The 18,831-nt window shown below is 72.1% G+C and carries 22 protein-coding genes and 1 pseudogene; 7 read left to right on the forward strand and 16 right to left on the reverse strand.

Features of this window, described 5'->3' with window-relative positions; genetic code table 11:
• The first annotated feature begins 25 nt into the window (after positions 1-25).
• On the forward strand, positions 26-343 hold the full coding sequence (locus KZJ41_RS11150; RefSeq protein WP_029542865.1) for a hypothetical protein: 318 nt from the start codon (positions 26-28) through the stop codon (positions 341-343).
• A gap of 21 nt (positions 344-364) precedes the next feature.
• Here the strand turns inward: KZJ41_RS11150 and KZJ41_RS11155 are convergent, their stop codons facing one another.
• Genes KZJ41_RS11155 through KZJ41_RS11180 form a run of 6 tightly spaced genes read right to left on the reverse strand, consistent with a single transcriptional unit; the run spans position 365 to position 3,633 of the window.
• Entirely contained in the window at positions 365-988 is a 624-nt protein-coding gene (locus KZJ41_RS11155; protein WP_102799841.1) for a Type 1 glutamine amidotransferase-like domain-containing protein, read from the reverse strand.
• Between the two features lie 11 nt (positions 989-999).
• Complete coding sequence (locus KZJ41_RS11160) at positions 1,000-1,884, reverse strand: maleylpyruvate isomerase family mycothiol-dependent enzyme (RefSeq protein WP_006940133.1); 885 nt, start codon at positions 1,882-1,884, stop codon at positions 1,000-1,002.
• Positions 1,881-2,321 carry an HIT family protein gene (locus KZJ41_RS11165; RefSeq protein WP_029542872.1) on the reverse strand — a complete coding sequence of 147 codons (441 nt, stop codon included), beginning with the start codon at positions 2,319-2,321 and terminating at the stop codon, positions 1,881-1,883. The genes KZJ41_RS11160 and KZJ41_RS11165 overlap by 4 nt, the downstream gene beginning before the upstream one ends.
• A gap of 4 nt (positions 2,322-2,325) precedes the next feature.
• Positions 2,326-3,096 carry an NAD-dependent deacylase gene (locus KZJ41_RS11170; RefSeq protein WP_051445986.1) on the reverse strand — a complete coding sequence of 257 codons (771 nt, stop codon included), beginning with the start codon at positions 3,094-3,096 and terminating at the stop codon, positions 2,326-2,328.
• 4 nt (positions 3,097-3,100) lie between these two features.
• Positions 3,101-3,271 carry a hypothetical protein gene (locus tag KZJ41_RS11175; RefSeq protein ID WP_164528083.1) on the reverse strand — a complete coding sequence of 57 codons (171 nt, stop codon included), beginning with the start codon at positions 3,269-3,271 and terminating at the stop codon, positions 3,101-3,103.
• Positions 3,268-3,633 carry a DUF488 domain-containing protein gene (locus tag KZJ41_RS11180; RefSeq protein WP_006940140.1) on the reverse strand — a complete coding sequence of 122 codons (366 nt, stop codon included), beginning with the start codon at positions 3,631-3,633 and terminating at the stop codon, positions 3,268-3,270. The genes KZJ41_RS11175 and KZJ41_RS11180 overlap by 4 nt, the downstream gene beginning before the upstream one ends.
• A gap of 259 nt (positions 3,634-3,892) precedes the next feature.
• On the opposite strand from KZJ41_RS11180, the gene KZJ41_RS11185 reads away from it, so the two are divergent.
• From KZJ41_RS11185 to KZJ41_RS11200, 4 genes are all read left to right on the forward strand, one after another.
• Positions 3,893-5,005 (forward strand): Re/Si-specific NAD(P)(+) transhydrogenase subunit alpha, encoded by a 1,113-nt coding sequence (locus KZJ41_RS11185; protein ID WP_029542877.1) that lies wholly within the window; start codon positions 3,893-3,895, stop codon positions 5,003-5,005.
• Positions 5,006-5,350, forward strand: a complete 345-nt coding sequence (locus KZJ41_RS11190) for an NAD(P) transhydrogenase subunit alpha (RefSeq protein WP_006940142.1) — start codon at positions 5,006-5,008, stop codon at positions 5,348-5,350. It abuts the gene before it with no gap.
• Complete coding sequence (locus KZJ41_RS11195) at positions 5,347-6,777, forward strand: NAD(P)(+) transhydrogenase (Re/Si-specific) subunit beta (RefSeq protein WP_050035005.1); 1,431 nt, start codon at positions 5,347-5,349, stop codon at positions 6,775-6,777. The genes KZJ41_RS11190 and KZJ41_RS11195 overlap by 4 nt, the downstream gene beginning before the upstream one ends.
• A gap of 123 nt (positions 6,778-6,900) precedes the next feature.
• Positions 6,901-7,518, forward strand: coding sequence for an NADPH-dependent FMN reductase (locus tag KZJ41_RS11200; protein WP_029542881.1), 618 nt, complete (start codon positions 6,901-6,903; stop codon positions 7,516-7,518).
• Here the strand turns inward: KZJ41_RS11200 and KZJ41_RS11205 are convergent.
• Genes KZJ41_RS11205 through pdhA form a run of 4 tightly spaced genes read right to left on the reverse strand, consistent with a single transcriptional unit; the run spans position 7,515 to position 12,110 of the window.
• Entirely contained in the window at positions 7,515-8,690 is a 1,176-nt protein-coding gene (locus tag KZJ41_RS11205) for an MFS transporter (protein ID WP_185713567.1), read from the reverse strand. The two genes, KZJ41_RS11200 and KZJ41_RS11205, sit on opposite strands and share 4 nt — an antisense overlap.
• A 21-nt stretch (positions 8,691-8,711) precedes the next feature.
• Positions 8,712-10,016, reverse strand: coding sequence for a dihydrolipoamide acetyltransferase family protein (locus KZJ41_RS11210; RefSeq protein ID WP_029542885.1), 1,305 nt, complete (start codon positions 10,014-10,016; stop codon positions 8,712-8,714).
• Between the two features lie 10 nt (positions 10,017-10,026).
• Positions 10,027-11,010, reverse strand: coding sequence for an alpha-ketoacid dehydrogenase subunit beta (locus KZJ41_RS11215; protein ID WP_006940154.1), 984 nt, complete (start codon positions 11,008-11,010; stop codon positions 10,027-10,029).
• Positions 11,007-12,110 carry a pyruvate dehydrogenase (acetyl-transferring) E1 component subunit alpha gene (pdhA, locus tag KZJ41_RS11220; protein WP_006940155.1) on the reverse strand — a complete coding sequence of 368 codons (1,104 nt, stop codon included), beginning with the start codon at positions 12,108-12,110 and terminating at the stop codon, positions 11,007-11,009. Before pdhA ends, KZJ41_RS11215 begins: the two co-directional genes overlap by 4 nt.
• A gap of 166 nt (positions 12,111-12,276) precedes the next feature.
• Between pdhA and KZJ41_RS11225 the strand changes: the two genes are divergently transcribed.
• Complete coding sequence (locus KZJ41_RS11225) at positions 12,277-12,747, forward strand: Lrp/AsnC family transcriptional regulator (RefSeq protein WP_006940156.1); 471 nt, start codon at positions 12,277-12,279, stop codon at positions 12,745-12,747.
• 43 nt (positions 12,748-12,790) lie between these two features.
• On the opposite strand, the gene KZJ41_RS11230 is transcribed toward KZJ41_RS11225, so the two are convergent.
• From KZJ41_RS11230 to KZJ41_RS11240, 3 genes are all read right to left on the reverse strand, one after another.
• Positions 12,791-13,963: a thiolase family protein gene (locus KZJ41_RS11230; protein ID WP_050035010.1), complete on the reverse strand. Its 1,173-nt coding sequence runs from the start codon at positions 13,961-13,963 to the stop codon at positions 12,791-12,793.
• Positions 13,964-14,056: 93 nt separating this feature from the next.
• Positions 14,057-14,533 (reverse strand): thioesterase family protein, encoded by a 477-nt coding sequence (locus KZJ41_RS11235; protein WP_006940160.1) that lies wholly within the window; start codon positions 14,531-14,533, stop codon positions 14,057-14,059.
• Complete coding sequence (locus tag KZJ41_RS11240) at positions 14,530-15,726, reverse strand: benzoate/H(+) symporter BenE family transporter (protein ID WP_251550781.1); 1,197 nt, start codon at positions 15,724-15,726, stop codon at positions 14,530-14,532. The genes KZJ41_RS11235 and KZJ41_RS11240 overlap by 4 nt, the downstream gene beginning before the upstream one ends.
• A 126-nt stretch (positions 15,727-15,852) precedes the next feature.
• Between KZJ41_RS11240 and KZJ41_RS11245 the strand changes: the two genes are divergently transcribed.
• The gene (locus tag KZJ41_RS11245) at positions 15,853-16,689 is read left to right on the forward strand and encodes a sulfurtransferase (RefSeq protein ID WP_072634954.1); all 837 of its coding nucleotides are present in this window, start codon (positions 15,853-15,855) and stop codon (positions 16,687-16,689) included.
• A gap of 9 nt (positions 16,690-16,698) precedes the next feature.
• On the opposite strand, the gene KZJ41_RS11250 is transcribed toward KZJ41_RS11245, so the two are convergent.
• The 3 genes and pseudogenes from KZJ41_RS11250 to KZJ41_RS11260 form a co-directional block, all read right to left on the reverse strand.
• The gene (locus KZJ41_RS11250) at positions 16,699-17,523 is read right to left on the reverse strand and encodes a shikimate 5-dehydrogenase (protein ID WP_044476147.1); all 825 of its coding nucleotides are present in this window, start codon (positions 17,521-17,523) and stop codon (positions 16,699-16,701) included.
• A 140-nt stretch (positions 17,524-17,663) separates the two neighbouring features.
• Positions 17,664-18,329, reverse strand: a pseudogene (locus KZJ41_RS11255) (HNH endonuclease family protein); the annotation flags it as partial.
• Between the two features lie 81 nt (positions 18,330-18,410).
• Positions 18,411-18,737: a hypothetical protein gene (locus KZJ41_RS11260; protein ID WP_006940172.1), complete on the reverse strand. Its 327-nt coding sequence runs from the start codon at positions 18,735-18,737 to the stop codon at positions 18,411-18,413.
• Between the last annotated feature and the right edge of the window lie 94 nt (positions 18,738-18,831).

Below are 18,831 nucleotides of genomic sequence, written 5' to 3' on the forward strand. Positions count from 1 at the left end.
AACGGTCGTTCGAAGGAGGTGCCGTATGACCGCATCCGCGCTGACGGACGCGAAACTCGTCCGCGCGTTGTCCGACGAATTCCTTTCGCGGCGAGTCGATTACAACGCGCTGGAGCGCCTTCATCACGGGGACGTGGCGGACTGGGCCGCCGCGGCGAGCAGGTTCGCGGCGCTGTCGGACGAGGAGGAACGGCACCTCGCCCTGCGCTGGCGGGACAATCCCCGGGAACTTCTCGACATCCTGCTCGCGCGGGCCGACGAGGTCACCGCCCGCCGGTGCCGCACGGCCTGGGTCTCCCTCGACCGGTTCGCGCCGTTCGTGCGCGCGAGCAGCGGGCCGTGACCACGGCACCGGCACGGGGCCTCAGGACTCGTCCACGACGATCACCTCGTCATCGCCGAGTGCCCGGAACGGCAGCCGCTCGCGAGTGAGGAAGTCCAGCGTCCGCGCGACGCCCGCGTCGGCGAGGGGCGAGTCCCCGGCGTGCGGGACGATCGCGTAGTCCACCCACCCGAGACCGTCCCAGCGGGCCGGGACCCCGCAGACCGCGTCGACCTCGCCGGGATCGTCGGAGAATTCGAGACCGCGCAGGGACGGCGTCACGAGGCACGCCCCTGCGCTGTATCCAGCGTAGGCCAGCGCACCGGAACGGACCAGGTCCGTGAGGATCTCGTCGCCCCCGCACAGGGCGAGCCGCGCGCGCAGCACGAACGTGTTGCCGCCGCGCACCCACAACGCTCCGAACGGGGACAGCGCCGCCCGCAGGCCGTCGGGGGCGCCGACATGGTCCCGCAGATCCACCTCGGTGGGTTCGTATCCGAGCGCACGCAGCGGCGCCAGCTCGCTCGCCACCGCCGAGTCCCGGGCCCGGGACGGCCATGCGTCGGCCGCGTTCGCGATCACCGCGATCGGGCACGGCCCCCGCGTGACTCCGAGGAGCAACCCGGGATCCGTGCCGAACCGGTACGACGACAGGAACAGCCGCACGAAGCCGCCGATCAGATCGTGAAGGCGAGGTGGTCGACGATCCGCCGGCCCACCGTCGTGTCGCCGCCGAGGGTGATCTCGTCGAGACGGTCGAACGCGTGCGTGCGGCCGCCGGCGAGCCGCACGAACAGCCGCGAATCCATAGCTACGGTGCTCGTCGCCGGACCGGACAGGGCCGGCACCACCGCGGCCCGGCCGTCCACCTCGACGTGGAGGGTGCGGGCCAGCGGGCCGCTCAGCTCGAACGTGATCCGCGCCCCGTCGGGAGCCTTGCCGCGCTTGCCGACGACGTACGCGAGCGCCCCGAAGATCTCCGCGGCTGCGAGCTCGGCCCGGGCGCCGCCCTCGTCGCCGGGCACGCCGAGCGCGTCGCGGAGGTCGAGTTCGTGCATCCAGCAGTCGAAGACGCGGATGCGCATGAAACGGCCGTAGGTGGCCTGCCCCACCGGGGTCATCGCCGGTTCGTCGAAGTCCTTCTGGGTCATGGCCCCGAGTTGCTCCCGCCGGCGCGCGACGATCTCCCGGTACCGCGCGAGCACCTCGTCGCCGGGCGTGCCGCGGAGGGACTCGATCCACCGTTCGTTGAAGGCGCCGATCTCGTTGCGGACGTGGCCGAGGGCGTGCACGTCGATCTCGACGTGCGGCGCCTCGATGCCGGCGAGCATCGACTCGGTCCCGATCAGGTGTGCCGTGATGTCCTTGACCGTCCACCCGGGCAGCGAGGTGGGCGTGTACCAGGTGTCCCCGTGTACGTCGGCGAGCAGTTCGTCGATGACCCCGAACTGCTCGAGCAGCAGCGCGCGGATCGGCTCGACCGGGAACTCCGGCGCGGCGTCCGTGTCCGGCCCGGTGGTGCCGCCGGTCGTGGTGTTTCCGTGTGTCTTTCCGTGTGTCACAGTGCGTCCTCCGCTTCGAGACGGGCCAGGCCGGCGCGGATCGCCGCGCCGGTGGCCTCCGGGTCGTGGGGCCGGCGCCGCAGCAGTCCCGCCGCGAGGCGCAGCTTGTCGCCGCGCCACCGCGGCAGCACGTGCAGATGCGCGTGGAAGACGGTCTGGAAGGCGGACCGGCCGTCGTTGAACACCAGGTTGGCGCCGTCCGCGGCGAAATCCGAGCGTTGCACGCCCCGGGCGATGCGCTGCCCGGCCCGGAACAGCGCGGCGCCGTGCTCGGGATCGAGGTCGTCGAGCCGGGGCGCGTGAACCCGCGGCACCACCAGCGTGTGCCCGCGGGCGATCGGCCGGATGTCGAGGAAGGCCACCACGTCGTCGTCCTCGTACACCCGCACGGCGGGAGCGTCGCCGCGGACTATGGCGCAGAACACACAGGAGCTCACCCGCTCACTGTAGGCGGGGCGTCTGCTCCGCGGCGACCGCTGCGACGAGTTGCGGCAGGCCCACCGCGGCGGTGGTGCGCCACACCTCGTCCACCCGGTCGGACAGGTCGGTCTGCTCGGGGTTGACCTCGACGACGGGGATACCGTGCCGGCGGGCCAGCGAGGGCAGGCCGGCGGCCGGATAGACGATCCCCGACGTGCCGACTACGAACACCACGTCTGCGGTCAGCACGGAGGCGGTGGCCGCCTCCCACGGTCCGGCCGGCAGCGGCTCGCCGAACCACACCACCCCGGGCCGCACGTCGCCGCCGCACGCGCCGCAGGCCGGTGGATCGAGACGGGCGACCGGCTCGGTGGGGGCCTCGGGCAGGTCGGCGGGGGTGCCGCACTCGGCGCACCGCGGCGAGAACAGGCTGCCGTGCAGATGCGAGAGCACGGGGCTGCCGGCCCGCTCGTGCAGGTCGTCGACGTTCTGCGTGACGATCGACAGGTCCACGGTGCGCCCCCAGCGGGCCAGCGCCCGATGCCCGGCGTTCGGCTGCACTCGTCGGACCAGGGCCACGCGCCACTGGTACCAGGCCCACACCGACGCGGGATCGCGGTCCCACGCCTCCGGTGTCGCCAGATCGGCCGGGTCGAAGTGCTCCCACAGGCCGGTCTGCGCGTCGCGGAACGTCGGCACGCCGCTTTCGGCGGACATTCCGGCGCCCGTGAGCACGGCGACCCGTCGTGCGGGCCGGGCCAGATCGAGGATCCGCGCGGGGGGAGTGGGCATCGGGTCAGGGTAGGGGGCCGGGGCCGGACTCGTCCGTACTCTCCTCGTCGTGCCGGAGGACGGCGCCGCACCGTGGGCACGGGGCCTCCGGTTCCTCGAGGAAGAAGCCGCAGTCGGGGCAGACCCGGTGCATCCAGCACACGGGGTCGCCGCCGGCGGCGGGCACGTCGTTCACCGCGCACCCCGCATCCGCTCCGCGAGGACGGCGGCGCCACTGTGCTCGAGGTCCCGGGTGGCGGTGAGCAGGACGACGGACCGGCCGTCGGCCAAGTCGTCGAGGCGCGCCAGGGCTGCACGCGCGTCCGGGCCGTCCAGTTCGGCGAGGTACCGGTCGCGGAACTCGGCGAACTGCGAGGCGTCGTGCGAGTACCACTTGCGCAGCCCGGTCGACGGCGCCAGGTCCTTGGCCCAGTCGTCGTGATGGAACGCGTCCTTGCGCAGCCCCCGCGGCCACAGCCGGTCGACGAACACCCGGAACGCCTCCTCGTCTCCCGGATGGTCGTACACGCGCTCGACGACGACGCTGCGACGTGCCATGGACTCGCCCCTCCTCCCTCACCGCGGATACGGCAGAATTGTGAAGTGAACTACCTCACATTCTGGCATCGTTCGACTGTTCGGACTCGATTCAGACGAAACCCAGCGGTTGCGCCCCTGTCCGGGGCGGGGTACGTCTGACTAGGCTCATCGCCCATCGTGCACGGCCCGAGTCGGCCGCTCGTCGCACATGACCCGCCGCTCATCGCGGTGAGGTGCCGATTCAACGCAGGAGTCGAAAACTTTGGAAACCGAGGATATGGGTACGGGACGTGCGGTGACAGCGCGACCCACCGTCGGCGTCGTTCGGGAAACCAACGACGGCGAGCGGCGGGTCGCGCTGGTGCCGATGATCGTCCCGTCGTTGATCAAGAAGGGGCTCGACGTGGTCGTCGAGTCCGGGGCCGGGCTCGGTGCGCTGATCCCGGACGAGGCCTACGTCGAGGCCGGGGCGCGGATCGGGGATGCGTGGTCGGCGGATGTGGTGCTCAAGGTGGCGCCGCCGTCGGATGCGGAGGTCGCCCGGATGCGGTCGGGGCAGGCGCTGATCGGGTTCCTCGCCCCGCGCAACGCCGAGAACCAGATCGGGGCGCTGGCCGCCGCCGGGGTGCAGGCGTTCGCCGTCGAGTCGATCCCGCGGATCTCCCGGGCGCAGGTGATGGACGCGCTGTCGTCGCAGGCGAACGTCGCCGGGTACAAGTCGGTGCTGGTCGCCGCGACGGAGTCGACGCGGTTCTTCCCGATGCTCACCACCGCCGCGGGCACGGTCAAGCCGGCGACGGTGCTGGTGCTCGGCGTGGGGGTGGCCGGGTTGCAGGCGCTGGCCACGGCCAAGCGCCTGGGCGGGCGCGCCACCGGCTACGACGTGCGTCCGGAGGTCGCCGACCAGGTGCGGTCGGTCGGTGCGCAGTGGCTCGATCTCGGCATCGACGCCGCCGGTGAGGGCGGCTACGCCCGCGAACTCACCGCCGACGAGCGTGCGCAGCAGCAGGCGGCGCTCGAGGAGGCCATCAAGGGCTTCGACGTGGTGATCACCACCGCGCTGGTGCCGGGCCGGCCCGCGCCGCGGCTGGTCACCGCCGCCGCCGTGGAGGGCATGAAGCCCGGCTCGGTGGTGGTGGATCTGGCCGGCGAGACCGGCGGCAACTGCGAGCTGACCGAACCCGGACGCACGGTGGTCAAGCACGGCGTGACCATCTGCTCGCCGCTGAATCTGCCCGCGACCATGCCCGAGCACGCCTCGCAGCTGTATTCGAAGAACGTCGTGGCCCTGCTCGAGCTGATGCTCGACGAGTCCGGTGCCCTGGCGCCGGACTTCTCGGACGAGATCCTCGACGGCGCGTGCGTGACCCGCTCGAAGGAGAACGTCTAGATGTATACCGAACTGTTGGCGAACATCGCGATCCTGGTCCTGGCCGGGTTCGTGGGCTTCGCCGTGATCTCGAAGGTGCCCAACACCTTGCACACCCCGCTGATGTCGGGCACCAACGCCATCCACGGCATCGTGGTGCTCGGTGCGCTGGTGGTCTTCGGCCACCTGCCCGCCGGCGCGCCGTGGAGCATCAAGGTCATCCTGTTCGTCGCGCTGGTGTTCGGCACGCTGAACGTCGTCGGTGGCTTCGTCGTCACCGACCGCATGCTCGCGATGTTCAAGCCCAAGAAGCGGGTGCCGGTGTCGGCCGCCCCGGCGGAGCAGAAGGGAGCCGACGCGAAATGAGCTACCTCGTCTCCGTCCTGTACATCGTCGCGTTCGCGATGTTCATCTACGGTCTGATGGGCCTGACCGGCCCGAAGACCGCGGTCCGCGGCAACTACATCGCCGCGGTCGGCATGGCCGTGGCGGTGCTCGCCGTGCTGATCGACATCCGCGACACCGACAACTGGAGCTGGATCGTCGCCGGCCTGGTCGTCGGCGTCGTCCTGGGCGTCCCGCCGGCGCTGCGCACGAAGATGACGGCGATGCCGCAGCTGGTGGCGCTGTTCAACGGCGTCGGTGGCGGCACCGTCGCGCTGATCGCGTGGGCGGAGTTCCTCGACTCGGACGGCTTCACCACCCTCGCCGAGGAACCGACGGTGCCCGTGGTGGTCGGCTCGCTGTTCGCCGCGATCATCGGATCGGTGTCGTTCTGGGGTTCGCTGGTGGCGTTCGCCAAGCTGCAGGAGCTGCTGAACAAGAACCTCGAGCGCCGCCTCGTCGGCGCGGCCAAGGCCTTCCAGCTGGCGAACATCGTGCTCGCGCTCGCGGCGATCGCGCTCGCCGTGTACATCGGACTCGCGGCCGACCCGGCGAACGATCCGACCTCGGCGGTGTGGATCGTCGCGCTGCTCGTCGTGGCCGGGCTGATGGGCCTGTTCGTGGTGCTGCCGATCGGCGGCGCCGACATGCCGGTGGTCATCTCGCTGCTCAACGCCCTGACCGGCCTGTCGGCCGCGGCGGCCGGCCTGGCGCTGAACAACCAGGCGATGATCGTCGCCGGCATGATCGTCGGTGCGTCGGGTTCGATCCTGACCAACCTGATGGCCAAGGCGATGAACCGGTCCATCCCGGCGATCGTGTTCGGCTCGTTCGGCGGCGACGGCGGTGCCGGTGCGGCCGCGGGCGGGGCCGGCGGCACCGTCAAGGCGACCTCCGCCTCCGATGCCGCGGTCCAGATGGCCTACGCCAACCAGGTCATCGTGGTGCCCGGGTACGGGCTGGCGGTGGCGCAGGCGCAGCACGCGGTCAAGGAGATGGCGGCGCTGCTCGAGGAGAAGGGCGTGGAGGTCAAGTACGCCATCCACCCGGTCGCCGGCCGGATGCCCGGGCACATGAACGTCCTGCTCGCCGAGGCCGAGGTGCCGTACGAGGCGCTCAAGGAGATGGACGACATCAACGGCGAGTTCTCCCGCACCGACGTCACCGTCGTCATCGGCGCCAACGACGTCACCAACCCCGCCGCCCGGCAGGATTCGTCCAGCCCGATCTACGGCATGCCCATCCTCAACGTCGACCAGTCCAAGTCGGTCATCGTGCTCAAGCGCTCGATGAGCTCCGGCTACGCCGGCATCGACAACCCGCTGTTCACCGCCGACCACACCTCCATGCTCTTCGGCGACGCGAAGAAGATGGTCTCCGAGGTCACCGAGGAACTCAAGGCGCTGTAGGGAGTTCGACGAACCGGGGCGTCCGCACGGAACACCGTGCGGGCGCCCCGCTCGTGTGCGACCGTCGGAGGTGGCAGGCGGGCTGTGCCCCGGCCCGTGGCACCGACGGAAAGGATGCGTCCCGTGACCGAGCACCCAGGGACCGAGCACTCAGGGACCGAGCACCCAGGGACCGAGAGGACGTACAGGGTCGGCTACTTCGTCGGCAGCCTGTCGTCCACCTCGATCAACCGTATCCTCGCGAAGGCGTTGATCCGGCTCGCCCCGCACGACCTCGAATTCGTCGAGATCGCCATCCGGGACCTGCCGCTCTACAGCCCCGACTACGACGCGAACTACCCGCCGGAGGGGGCCGCGCTCAAGGACGCGATCGCCGCTGTGGATGCGGTGCTGTTCGTCTCACCCGAGTACAACCGGTCGATTCCCGGGGCGCTGAAGAACGCCATCGACTGGGCGTCGCGCCCGTGGGGGCAGAACTCGTTCGATCACATCCCGGCCGCCGTGATCGGCGCCTCCATCGGCGCGATCGGCACCGCCGTGGGCCAGCAGAGCCTGCGCGCCGTGCTGAGCTTCTGCAACGCGCGGCAGATGACGTCGCCCGAGGCGTACATCCATTACACGCCCGAGGTCTTCGGGGACGACGGCACCGTCCACAACTCGGGCACCGAGGACTTCCTCCGCAACTACATGCGCGAGTTCCGCGACCACGTCGTGCGGGTCCTGACCGTCCTCCCGCGCTAGCGGCCGTCCACGCGCGCAAGCGTGCGACGGGTCCGCTCACCGACGGAGCCGGCGAGGGCTGCGGCGGCGAGCACACATGCCAACGGCACCGTCATCGCCGCGGTGAGCGACGTCGCCTCCGAGAGCCAGCCGATGGTGGCGGGCCCCGCCAGGAACCCGATGTATCCCATGCCGACGACACGGGACATGTTGCGGCCCGGGGCGCCGGCGTCGATGTTCCCGGCTGCGCTGAAGATCTGCGGCACGGCGCCGGACAGGCCCAGCCCGAACAGCGCCCATCCGGCGAGCGTCGTGGGCAGCCACGGGGAGGCGACGACCGTGCCCATCCCGGCCCCCGCCAGCAGCGTGCCGTACCGGACCACGGCCACGGCGCCGATGCGGGCGCTGACGCGGTCCGCCACGAAGCGGCCGAGCGTCATCGTCGTGGAGAACGCGCCGAAGGCCAGCGCCGCGACCGCATCCGGGCTGCCCAGGTGTTCCTTGACCTGCAGGGCGCTCCAGTCGTTGGCGACGCCCTCGCTGAGCATCAGCATGAACGCGAGCCCGCCGAGCAGCAGCACCCGGCGGGAGTATCCGCCGCGCGGGCCGGGCTCGCGCGGGTACTCGACCCGGGGCACCCGCACGAGGTGCGGCGCCGAGACCGCGACGACGAGCGCGCCGACGAGGCCGGCGCCGCCGAGGGCGACGGCCGGGGCGAGCCCCGTCGCCAGGGCGGCCGCCCCGACCAGCGACCCGGCGACCCCGCCGACCGAGAACAGGCCGTGGAACGCGGCCATGATCGGCCGCCGGTAGCGTTGCTCGACCGCCACGGCCTGCGAGTTCATCGACACGTCCAGGGCGCCGTTCGCGAACCCGAACACCGCGAGCGCCACGCCCAGCTGCCACGCCGCGCCGGCCAGGCCGGGGCCGAGGGTCGCCACCGCCAGCAGGACCGCCGCGGCGACGGTGGTGCGGTCGCTGCCGAACCGGTCGGCGAGCGGACCGGTGGCCTGCATTCCGGCGATCGCCCCGGCCGCGAGGACCAGCAGCAGAGAACCCAGCGTGGCGTGGTCGATGCCGACGCGCTCCTCGATCGCGGGGATGTGCACCACCCACATCGCGAGCAGGAACCCGTTGACGCCGAAGGTGGCGAACACGGCCGCGCGGGCGCGGCGAAGATCCTGAGCGGTCACGTGTCCCGACGCTACCGCCCGTCAGATACCGGCGAGCAGTTCCGGCACCGGGTCGGTGAGGATCGCCCCGATCTCGGCCAGCGCCCGCGCTGCCTGCTCGCCGTCGACGAGACGATGGTCGAACGACAGCGACAGCGTCGTCACCTGCCGGACGGCGAGTTCGCCGTCGACCACCCACGGTCGCGGGGTGACGGCACCGAGCGCGAGGATCGCCGTCTCCCCGGGATTGAGGATGGGGGTGCCGGTGTCGACGCCGAACACGCCGATGTTGGTGATCGAGACCGTGCCGCCGGTCAGGTCGGCCGGGGTGGCCCGGCCGGAGCGGGCGGTCTCCGCGGCGTGGGCGATGGCGCCGGCGAGGTCCGGCAGCGACATGCGGTCGGCGTCGCGGATCACCGGCACCATCAGGCCCGAGTCGGTGGCGGTCGCGATGCCCAGGTTGACGTAGTGGCGGGTGACGATCTCCTGGTGCTCCTCGTCCCAGGCCGCGTTGAGGACGGGCTGGTGCTCGAGCGTCCGCAGCAGCGCCTTGGCCACCACGGTGAGCAGCGTCGGGTGACGGCCCTCGAAGGCGGCCGCGCCGCGCAACCGGGCGACGAGGTCGACCGTGGCGGTGACGTCGCAGGTGAGGAACACGGTCACGTGCGGGGCGGTGAAGGCGCTGCGCGCCACCGCGGCGGCGGTACGTCTGCGGATCCCGTGGATCGGGGTCCGGGTCTCGCGATCCGATCCTGTTGCCGCCGTAGCGGATCCGCGTTCCTCCGCGGCGCGTCGGACGTCCGGGACGGTGATCGCCCCGCCCGTGCCGGTTCCCGTCACCTCGGTGAGATCCACGCCGAGGAGCCGGGCCTCGCGGCGCGCCGACGGTTTCGCGTCGGGGCGGTGCCGCTCCCCGGGCGGTGGGGGTGCCTGCGCCGGGGCCGGTGCCGCCGCTGCGGCGCGGGCCGCGCGCCGGCTCACCGGCGCGGCGCCCGGCCCGTAGCCGACGAGCACCTGCACGGGTGAGTCCCCGCCACCGGTCGGGGCCGGCGCGGTGCCCGCCGCGACCGGCACCGCGATGCGGATCAGTGGCGCCCCGACGGGCACGCCGGCGCCCGGCTCGGCGAGCAGTTCGGCGACCGTTCCCGCGTACGGGGAGGGCAGTTCCACCGTTGCCTTGGCGGTCTCGACCTCGGCGATCACCTGGTTGAGCTCGACCCGGTCGCCGACGGCGACGGACCACGACACCAGTTCCGCCTCGGTCAGGCCCTCCCCGAGGTCCGGCAGCCGGAAGACCTCGCTGTGTTCGGTCACCACGGTGCCGTGTTCGCTCATGCCCGGTTCCATGTCCGGCTCCTCACGCCGCGAGGCTGCGGTCGACGGCGTCGAGGATCCGGTCCGGGTCGGGCAGGTGGTAAGCCTCGAGTTTCGCCGGGGGATAGGGGATGTCGAAGCCGCCGACCCGCAGCACCGGCGCCTCGAGCTGGTAGAAGCAGCGCTCCGCGAGCTGGGCGGCGATCTCGGCGCCGATGCCGCAGAACAGCGGAGCCTCCTGCACCACGACGAGCCGTCCGGTGCGCCGGACCGACGCCTCGACAGTGTCGAAGTCGATGGGGGAGAGGGACCGGAGGTCGATCACCTCGACCGAGTGCCCCTCGGTGTCGGCGATCTGCGCGGCGTGCAGCGCGGTGGCCACCATCGACCCGAACGTCACGACGGTGACGTCCGTTCCGGGCCGGGCGACGCGGGCCTTGTCGAGCGGGAGGTCGGGCTCGGCGTCGAGGTCGACCTCGCCGCGGTCCCAGTACCGGCGTTTCGGCTCGAGGAAGATCACCGGGTCGTCGAGCGCGATGGCCTGCTGGATCATCGTGTAGGCGTCGGCCGGATGGCTCGGGCTGACGACCCGCAGTCCGGCGGTGTGCGTGAAGTACGCCTCGGGTGACTCCGAATGGTGCTCCACCGCACCGATCCCGCCGCCGTAGGGGATGCGGATGGTCAGGGGGGCGGTGACCCTCCCGGCGGTGCGGTAGTGGATCTTGGCGACCTGCGAGACGATCTGGTCGAACGCGGGGTAGACGAAGCCGTCGAACTGGATCTCGCACACCGGCCGGTAGCCGCGCAGGGCCATGCCGAAAGCCGTTCCCACGATCCCGGATTCGGCGAGGGGCGTGTCGATGACGCGGTTGTCGCCGAAGTCCTTCTGCAACGTGTCGGTGACCCGGAAGACCCCGCCGAGCCGGCCGACGTCCTCGCCCATGATCACCACCTTGCGGTCGTGTTCGAGGGCCCGGCGCAGCCCGGCGCCGAGGGCGGCCCCGAGGGCCAGCGTGGTGGTGGTCATGACAGCGCCTCCTCGTGGGTCGCGTTCTCGAAATCGGCGAGGTAGTCGCGGTAGCGGGTTCGTTCCTCGGCGATCATCGGATGGTCGGTGGCGTAGACGTGGTCGAACATGCTCAGCGGCTCGGGGTTCGGGGCACCGAGGGTGCCGGCGCGCAGCCGGGCCGCGGCCTCGTCGGCGGCGGCGCCGACCTCGTCGAAGAACTCGTCGCCGGCGTGTCCTTCCCGCCGGAGCAGCCGGTGGAGCCGGTCGATCGGGTCCCGGGCCTTCCACAGTTCGGTCTCGGCGGGGGTGCGGTAGCGGGTGGGGTCGTCGGAGGTGGTGTGCGGGCCCATCCGGTAGGTGATGGCCTCGACGAACGACGGGCCGCTGCCCTCCCGCGCATGCCGGGTGGCCCGGCGGGTGACGGCGAGTACCGCGAGCGCGTCGTTGCCGTCGACCTGCACGGCCGGCATCCCGTAGCCGGCGGCGCGCTGCGCGATCGGGACGGGACTCTGCGACCGGACCGGGTGGCTGATCGCCCAGTGGTTGTTCTGGCAGAAGAAGACCACGCCGACGCCCCACGCGACGGCGAAGCCGAGGGCCTCGGCGATGTCGCCCTGGCTGGTCGCCCCGTCGCCGAAGTAGACGACGGTGGCGATCTCGGCGCCGTCGAAGTGGGCGCCCATCGCGTATCCGGTGGCGTGCAGGCCCTGGGAGCCGACGACGATGGCGGGATTGGTCATATTGACCGTGGCCGGATCCCAGCCGGAGTGGGCGCACCCGCGCCACAGCCGGGTCATGTCGGCGGGGTCGACGCCGCGGCACCAGGCCACCCCGTGCTCGCGGTAGCTGGTGAACACGTAGTCGTCGCGGTGGAGGGCGTGCGCGGAGCCGACCTGGGCGGCCTCTTGGCCGAGCAGGGGCGCCCACAGTCCGAGTTCGCCCTGCCGCTGCAGCGCGGTGGCCTCGGCGTCGAGGCGGCGGACGACGACCATGTCGCGGTAGAGGGCGCGGAGTTCGTCGGGTCCGACGTCGGCGACGAGCGCGGAGTACTCGGGGTTGTAGACCCGTCGTCCGTCGGGCTGGATCAGCTGGACCGGATAGGCAATCTTGTCGACCACCGTGCACCACCTCGCTATGGCGGGACCGGTCGCCCTCGTGAGGCGGGCCGGCGGACCTGTGTTGTACCTCACATGATCCACGCGGGGTGCAGGTGCGCAATCGGCCGATGCGCAATTGTGCAGGAAGCACGGTTTCGGGGTGCCCGCCGCTGTCATACTGCGAAATATGACCAGTCTCGATGCCACCGACGCCCGGCTGCTGCTCGAGCTTGCGCGGACCCCGCGGGCGACCGGGGTGGAGCTGTCCCAGCGTCTGGGGTTGTCCCGGAACACGGTGCAGGCGCGGCTCGCGCGATGGGATGCGGAGGGGGTCCTCGGGTCGTTCGAGCGGCGGGTGGATCCGCGGGCTCTCGGCTATCCGCTGGCGGCGTTCGTCGCCACCCGGGTCGATCAGCACCGGCTCGATTCGGTCGTCGCGGCCCTGGCACAGATCCCGGAGGTGACCGAGGTGTACGGCATGACGGGGCAGACGGACCTGTCGGTGAAGGTGGTCGCGCGCGACGCCGAGGATCTCTACCGGCTGGCCGGGCAGATCCTCGAGATCCCCGGCGTCGAGCGCACCAACATGGCGCTGGTGATGCGCGAACTGGTGGGTCCGCGCACGACGCCGCTGCTCGAGCGGCTGGCGCAGCGATGAGGCGTGCCTTCCGGGACCGGATCCCGGAAGGCACCACCGCGGACTAGAGGATCTCGTAGATCGTGGCGTTGGCGGTGCCGCCGCCCTCGCACATCGTCTGCAGGCCGTAGCGGCCACCCGTGCGGCGCAGGTGGTGGATCAACGTCGCGGCCAGGCGACCGCCCGAGGCGCCGAGGGGGTGGCCGAGCGCGATGGCACCGCCGAGGGGGTTCAGCTTCTCGAGCGGCGCGCCCGTCTCGCGTTGCCACGACAGCGGTACCGAGGCGAAGGCCTCGTTGACCTCGAACGCGTCGATGTCGTCGAGCGACAGTCCCGACCGCTTCAGCGCCAGGGCGGTGGCCGGGATGGGGCCGGTGAGCATCTTGACCGGATCGTCGCCGGTGACCACGGCGGTGTGCACGCGCGCGAGCGGGGTCAGGCCCAGCGCCTTCGCCTTCTCCGAGGTGGTGATCAGCAGCCCGGAGGCGCCGTCGGAGATCTGGGACGCGTTGCCGGCGGTGACCACTCCGTTCTCCCGGAACGGGGCCTTGAGGCCCGCGAGCTTCTCGACGGTGGAGCCGCGCCGGATGCCCTCGTCCGCGGCGATCACGGTGCCGTCCGCCAGGGTGTACGGCGCGATCTCGTCCGTGAACAACCCCTCGTCCTGCGCGCGGGCGGCCCGCTCGTGCGACCGGACGGAGTACTCGTCGAGCTCGGTGCGGGAGATGCCCCACTGCTCGGCGATGATCTCGGCGCCCACGCCCTGGTTGAAGCGGCCGTGGAAGCCGGGCGCGGTGAGCTCGTCGGCGTACCGCTCGCGGGCCGGACCGCCCATCTGCCCGGTGCCCTCGGGGGCGGAGGAACCCAGCGGGATCGCCGACATGATCTCGACGCCGCCGGCGACGACGAGATCGGCCTGGCCGGAGATCACCGCCGCGGCCGCCGTCGAGACGGCCTGCTGCGACGAGCCGCACTGCCGGTCGATGGTGAAGCCGGGCACCGATTCCGGCCAGCCCGCGCCGAGCACGGCCATGCGGCCGATGTTGCCCGACTGCATGCCGACGGATTGCACGGTGCCCCAGTGCACGTCGTCGACGAGCGCCGGGTCGACGCCGGTGCGTTCGGCGATGGTGCGCAGGACGTGGGCGGACAGCTCGACGGCGTGGACGCCGGACAGGCCGCCGCCCCGCTTGCCGATGGGGGTACGAACGGCTTCGACGATGACAGCATCGCGCATCTTGGGATCGCTCTCTCTCGGGGACGTGCGGATGCCCCGGAGTGTAATCCGGTAGATGAATACAATGCCAAGCGGATGCTTGGTGGTCGGGAGCTATTCCGCTGGGGGCGTCACCAGCTGGGCGACCGCCTTCTTGATCTCCTTGGGGATCGCCACGGGACGTCGCGTGCGGGCGTCGACGTACACGTGCACGAAACGCCCGGTCGCCGCCGGCTGCAGCCCGCCTTCGCCGTCCTCCCGGAAGATGGCCAGCGAATAGGTGACACTGCGGGTTCCCAGCCGCTCCACCGCCAGGCCGACGCGCAGCCGGTCCGGGAACGACAGCTCCGCCAGATACCGGCACGACGTCTCTGCGACCACGCCGATCGCGTCCAGCTCCCGGATGTCGACCCCGGTCGTGGCCATCAGCCATCCGTTGACCGCGGAGTCGAAGTACGAGTAGTAGGTGACGTTGTTGACGTGGCCGTAGTGGTCGTTGTCCGCCCACCGGGTCTGCATCGGCCAGAGGACCGGGAACCGGGCGGGAACGGGTGGGTCGGCGGCGGGCGTCGTCGGCTGGCGGTTCGTCACCGTGCTGACGATAGTCCCACGCGGACGGCAAGTCCGACCATCAACGCCCAGAATGCCGATCCGATACCGAACAGGGTCGATCCGGACGCCGCGACCAGGAACGTCACGACCGCTGCTTCGCGCTCCGGCGCGTCGCGCAGAGCCGAGGCCAGGGCCCCGCCGAGCGTCGCGAGCAGGGCCAATCCGGCCACCGCCTCGACCACCCCGTCCGGTGCCATCGCCACGACCGTCGCGAGCCCGGTCGAGCACAGGGCCAGCGCGAGATACGACCAGCCCGCAGACCACGCCGCCACCCACCGGCGTGCCGGATCCGGGTCCGCCTCGGGCGCCGCCGCCAGCGCCGCACTGATCGCCGCGAGGTTGATCGCGTGCCCACCGGCCGGCGCGCCCACGACGGTGCCGAGGCCCGTGACCGTCATCGCCGCCCGCCACGGCGTGGCGTAACCGAACGAGTCGAGCACTACGGTGCCCGGGATGTTCTGCGACGCCATCGTCACGATGTACAGGGGCACGGCGATGCCGAGCAGCGCCTGCCACGTCCACGCCGGAGCCGTGAGATCGATCGAGGGCAGCAGATCCCGCGCCGCGGGCCGGGTTCCCGAGCGCGACAGGTGGATTGCCACGACCACCGCGGCCGTCGCGAACGCCCCCGGCACCGCCCAGCGCGGCCGCAGCCGCTGCAGCACGAGCCACGTCGCCACCACGGGCAGGATCGAGGCGGGCGAGGACATCACCCCCTCGACCGGGGCGAGGCAGAGCGGGACGAGCCCCCCGGCGAGCATGGCCTGGGCCAGTGGCGTCGGGATCGCCGCGATCAGGGCGCCGAGCCGCGGCCACAGCCCCGTCAGGACGATCGCGGCGCCCACGACGACGAACGCGCCCACCGCGGCCGGCCATCCGCCCGCCACCACGCCGGTGCCGGCGCGCAGCGCGGCGCCGGGCGTGGACCACGCGAGGGTGATCGGTGTGCGGTACCGCCGTGCCAGCCACAGGATGCCGAGCCCCTGCGTCACACAGAGCGCCAGCAGACCGGACGCCGCCTCCGACGGCGACGCCCCGACCGCCCGCAGTCCCGTCAGCACCACCGCGAACGAACTGGTGAATCCGACGAGGGCCGTGACGATGCCCGCCCCGATCGGCTGGGTGAGCGGGGCGGGACGGGTGGGCGCGGGAGCATCTGACACGGGCGGCATTCTGCCGCAGTGGACCCGGGCGGCATTCTGCCGCAGTGGACCCGGGCGGCATTCTGCCGCAGTGGACGCCGCCGCACCTCCCGTGTCGCGCGGCGCCCACCGCGCGGGCGTGCCAGGATCGGAGCCATGGTTGCGAATCCCGTGCTGATGACCGTGAGCGAACTGGCCGATCTCGTCGAGGTGGGCAGGCCGCCGGTTCTGCTGGACGTGCGCTGGTCGCTCGACGACCCGAACGGCGAGGACCGCTACCACGAGGGTCACATCCCCGGAGCGGTGTACGTCGACCTCGAGACCGAGCTCGCCGATCCGGGCTCGCCCGAGCGAGGCCGTCACCCCCTGCCGGACGTGGTGCGGCTGCAGGACCACGCGCGACGGTGGGGGATCGACGACGGCGACACCGTCGCCGTCTACGACGACACCGGGGGCCTCGCCGCCGCCCGGGCCTGGTGGCTGCTGCGCTGGGCGGGCCTTCGGGACGTGCGCCTGCTCGACGGCGGGCTGTCGCTGTGGACGGCGGCGGGACATGGCCTCGCGGCCGGGCCGGGGGAGGCCGTGAAGCCGGGATCGGTGACCCTGCGCGGCGGCCGGATGTCCACCGTCGGCATCGACGAGGCGGCCGAGTTCCCTTCGCGGGGAACCCTGCTCGATGCGCGGGCCGCGGCGCGGTACCGGGGCGACGAGGAGCCCGTCGATCCGCGCGCCGGCCACATCCCCGGCGCGGTCAGCGCCCCCGCCACGGACAACCTCCGCGAGGACGGCACGTTCCGGACCGCCGAGGAACTCGCCGACCGCTTCGCGACCGTGTGCGGGGACGGTCCCGTCGCCGTCTACTGCGGATCCGGGGTGACCGCGACCCATCAGATTGCGGCGCTCGCCCTCGCCGGGATCGACGCAGCCCTGTTCCCGGGGTCGTGGTCGCAGTGGTGCCGGGACCCGGCCCGGGAGATCGCCACCGGGGCGTGAATGCCGGGCTCAGGCCGCGGATCGGGAGAACTCCGACGCGCGGCGCACCTGCTCGGGCGTCGGAGTCACGCCGGTGTACAGCGCGAACTGCTGCGCCGCCTGCAGGGCGATGACCTCGGCGCCGGTGATCACGGGCAGTCCCCGCTCCTGGGCCGCGCGGATCAGCGGCGTCTGCGGGGGCATCGCCACCACGTCGAACACCGTCGTCGCCGCGCCCACCGCGGCTTCGGGGAACGGCAGCTGCCCGGATTCCGGCCCGCCCGCCATCCCGATCGGCGTGGCGTTGACGAGCAGGCCCGGAGCGAGCTCGCCGAGCTCGGGCCGCCAGTCGAACCCGTACTGCTGCGCGAGCGGGCGACCGGTCTTCTCGTTGCGGGCGATCACCGACACGTTCGCGAACCCGCTGTCGCGCAGGGCCGCCACCACCGCCTTTGCCATCCCGCCGCTGCCGGCGACGGCGGCCGGCAACGCGGGGTCGACCTCGTGCTCGCGCAGCAGATCCACCACCGCCTGGTAGTCGGTGTTGTAGGCGTGCAGCACCCCGTTCTCGTTGACGACGGTGTTCACCGACTCGATGGCCCGCGCCGAGTCGTGCAGCTCGTCGATCAGGGGAATGACCGCTTCCTTGAACGGCATCGACACCCCGCACCCGCGGATGCCGAGGCCGCGGATCCCGGCCACCGCCGCCGGCAGGTCGGTCGTCGTGAACGCCTTGTACACGAAGTCCAGGCCGAGTTCGTCGTAGAGGTAGTTGTGGAAGCGGGTGCCGATGTTGCTCGGGCGGCCCGACAGCGAGATGCACAGGCGGGTGTCCTTGGTGATGCGCGAAACCATGAGTGCCACGCTAGTTCCCTGCGCCCGGATGCGGGGCACGGCGCCGGAGGGCGGCAGCCGCGCGACCACCGGGCGTCCGCGCGGGCAATTCGTGGATGGGTCCGACCGACGAGCGGGCGATCGCCGCGACGACGGGCTCGGCACGCGGAGATCGTCGACGCCAGCGCCCGCCGGTCGGCCACCGTGATCGGCAGCCCGTAGCGCACCGCCACCGACAGGTACTTGCCCGCGAACCAGCAGCGATACGCCGCCGCCGGCGGCAGCCACTCGGCCGGGGTGTGATCGCGCTTGTCCTCGTTCGCCGGGCCGTCCACCGCGATCAGGTTGTAGGCGACGTCGTTGGCGAACTGCCGGCGCCGTTCGGCCGGCCAGGCCGCCGCCCCGAGGTCCCACGCCGCCGCCAGGGGGTAGATGTGGTCGATCTGGACGGCCCGGCCCTCGGCGCGACGGAATTCGAGCCGCGCCCCGGTGTACGGGTCGGTCAGCGTGCCCGACAGGACGACACAGTCGCCGGTGCCGGGCCGGAACGCCACGTCGCGCAGATCGCGGGCGAGCACGTTGTTGCGGGTGTCGCACCCGTCGCGGCCGCCTGGTCCCGGATGGTCGTCGGACCACGCCTCCCCGAACACGCACCCCTCGCCCGGTCCGCACCCCCGCTCGTACCCCGGCACCTGCGGCCGGTGCGGCACCACCGCCGCCCGCGCCAGCAACTGTTCGAGCTCGCCGCGGCCGGGGCTGCCCGGTGCCGGTGGTGCGTTCGACTCGATCCGGTCCCAACCCCACGACACGGCGATCGCGACCGCCACCACCAGCCCCCAGAACGCTGCGCCCCCTCGCACGCGGACATTCTCACCGACCGCACCGACAGCGGCGGCGCCGGTGCCCGCTCAGCCGTCGGTCGTCAGCGGAAACCGCGTCGCGTGGATGGACTCGATGGTGCGGCCGTCGTGCCCGACGATCCACGACCCCCCGTGCTGCCTGCACTCGGCGATCCGGTCGAACACGGTCAGCAGGAAGAACACCGCCTGCTCCGCGGTGGCGGTGGCGGCGAGCCGGTGGGACTCACCGTGTTTCGTCCCGTCGAGCCACACGCCGCACTGGCCGTCGAGCCGCATCGTGGTGATGTGCTCGGAGTCGACGAACGCGTACTTGACCTGCTCCCAAGGGGTGTGGGCGCTGTAGGCCTGTTCGAGGACCTGGATCATGATCGACATCGCAGTCTCCTGGTGGGTGCACCTGCAGCCCAGTGTCCTCCGGGGAGCGAGCCCGATCCAGGGCCGATCGTCACCGGCGCTCGGCGCACGCTCG

Origin of the sequence: Rhodococcus sp. 11-3, assembly GCF_023704055.1 — a bacterium.
GTDB lineage: Bacteria > Actinomycetota > Actinomycetes > Mycobacteriales > Mycobacteriaceae > Rhodococcus > Rhodococcus aetherivorans.

Coding starts and splice junctions, on each gene's coding strand:
- KZJ41_RS11170 (WP_051445986.1), bottom strand. CDS start 3,096: ATGCCCACTCCCCCCGCGCGGATCCTCGATCTGGCCCGGCCCGCACGA.
- KZJ41_RS11230 (WP_050035010.1), bottom strand. CDS start 13,963: ATGCGCGATGCTGTCATCGTCGAAGCCGTTCGTACCCCCATCGGCAAG.
- KZJ41_RS11210 (WP_029542885.1), bottom strand. CDS start 10,016: ATGGAACCGGGCATGAGCGAACACGGCACCGTGGTGACCGAACACAGC.
- KZJ41_RS11195 (WP_050035005.1), top strand. CDS start 5,347: ATGAGCTACCTCGTCTCCGTCCTGTACATCGTCGCGTTCGCGATGTTC.
- KZJ41_RS11180 (WP_006940140.1), bottom strand. CDS start 3,633: ATGGCACGTCGCAGCGTCGTCGTCGAGCGCGTGTACGACCATCCGGGA.
- KZJ41_RS11240 (WP_251550781.1), bottom strand. CDS start 15,726: ATGCCGCCCGTGTCAGATGCTCCCGCGCCCACCCGTCCCGCCCCGCTC.
- KZJ41_RS11225 (WP_006940156.1), top strand. CDS start 12,277: ATGACCAGTCTCGATGCCACCGACGCCCGGCTGCTGCTCGAGCTTGCG.
- KZJ41_RS11215 (WP_006940154.1), bottom strand. CDS start 11,010: ATGACCACCACCACGCTGGCCCTCGGGGCCGCCCTCGGCGCCGGGCTG.
- KZJ41_RS11150 (WP_029542865.1), top strand. CDS start 26: ATGACCGCATCCGCGCTGACGGACGCGAAACTCGTCCGCGCGTTGTCC.
- KZJ41_RS11250 (WP_044476147.1), bottom strand. CDS start 17,523: ATGGTTTCGCGCATCACCAAGGACACCCGCCTGTGCATCTCGCTGTCG.
- KZJ41_RS11185 (WP_029542877.1), top strand. CDS start 3,893: ATGGGTACGGGACGTGCGGTGACAGCGCGACCCACCGTCGGCGTCGTT.
- KZJ41_RS11190 (WP_006940142.1), top strand. CDS start 5,006: ATGTATACCGAACTGTTGGCGAACATCGCGATCCTGGTCCTGGCCGGG.
- KZJ41_RS11245 (WP_072634954.1), top strand. CDS start 15,853: ATGGTTGCGAATCCCGTGCTGATGACCGTGAGCGAACTGGCCGATCTC.
- KZJ41_RS11260 (WP_006940172.1), bottom strand. CDS start 18,737: ATGTCGATCATGATCCAGGTCCTCGAACAGGCCTACAGCGCCCACACC.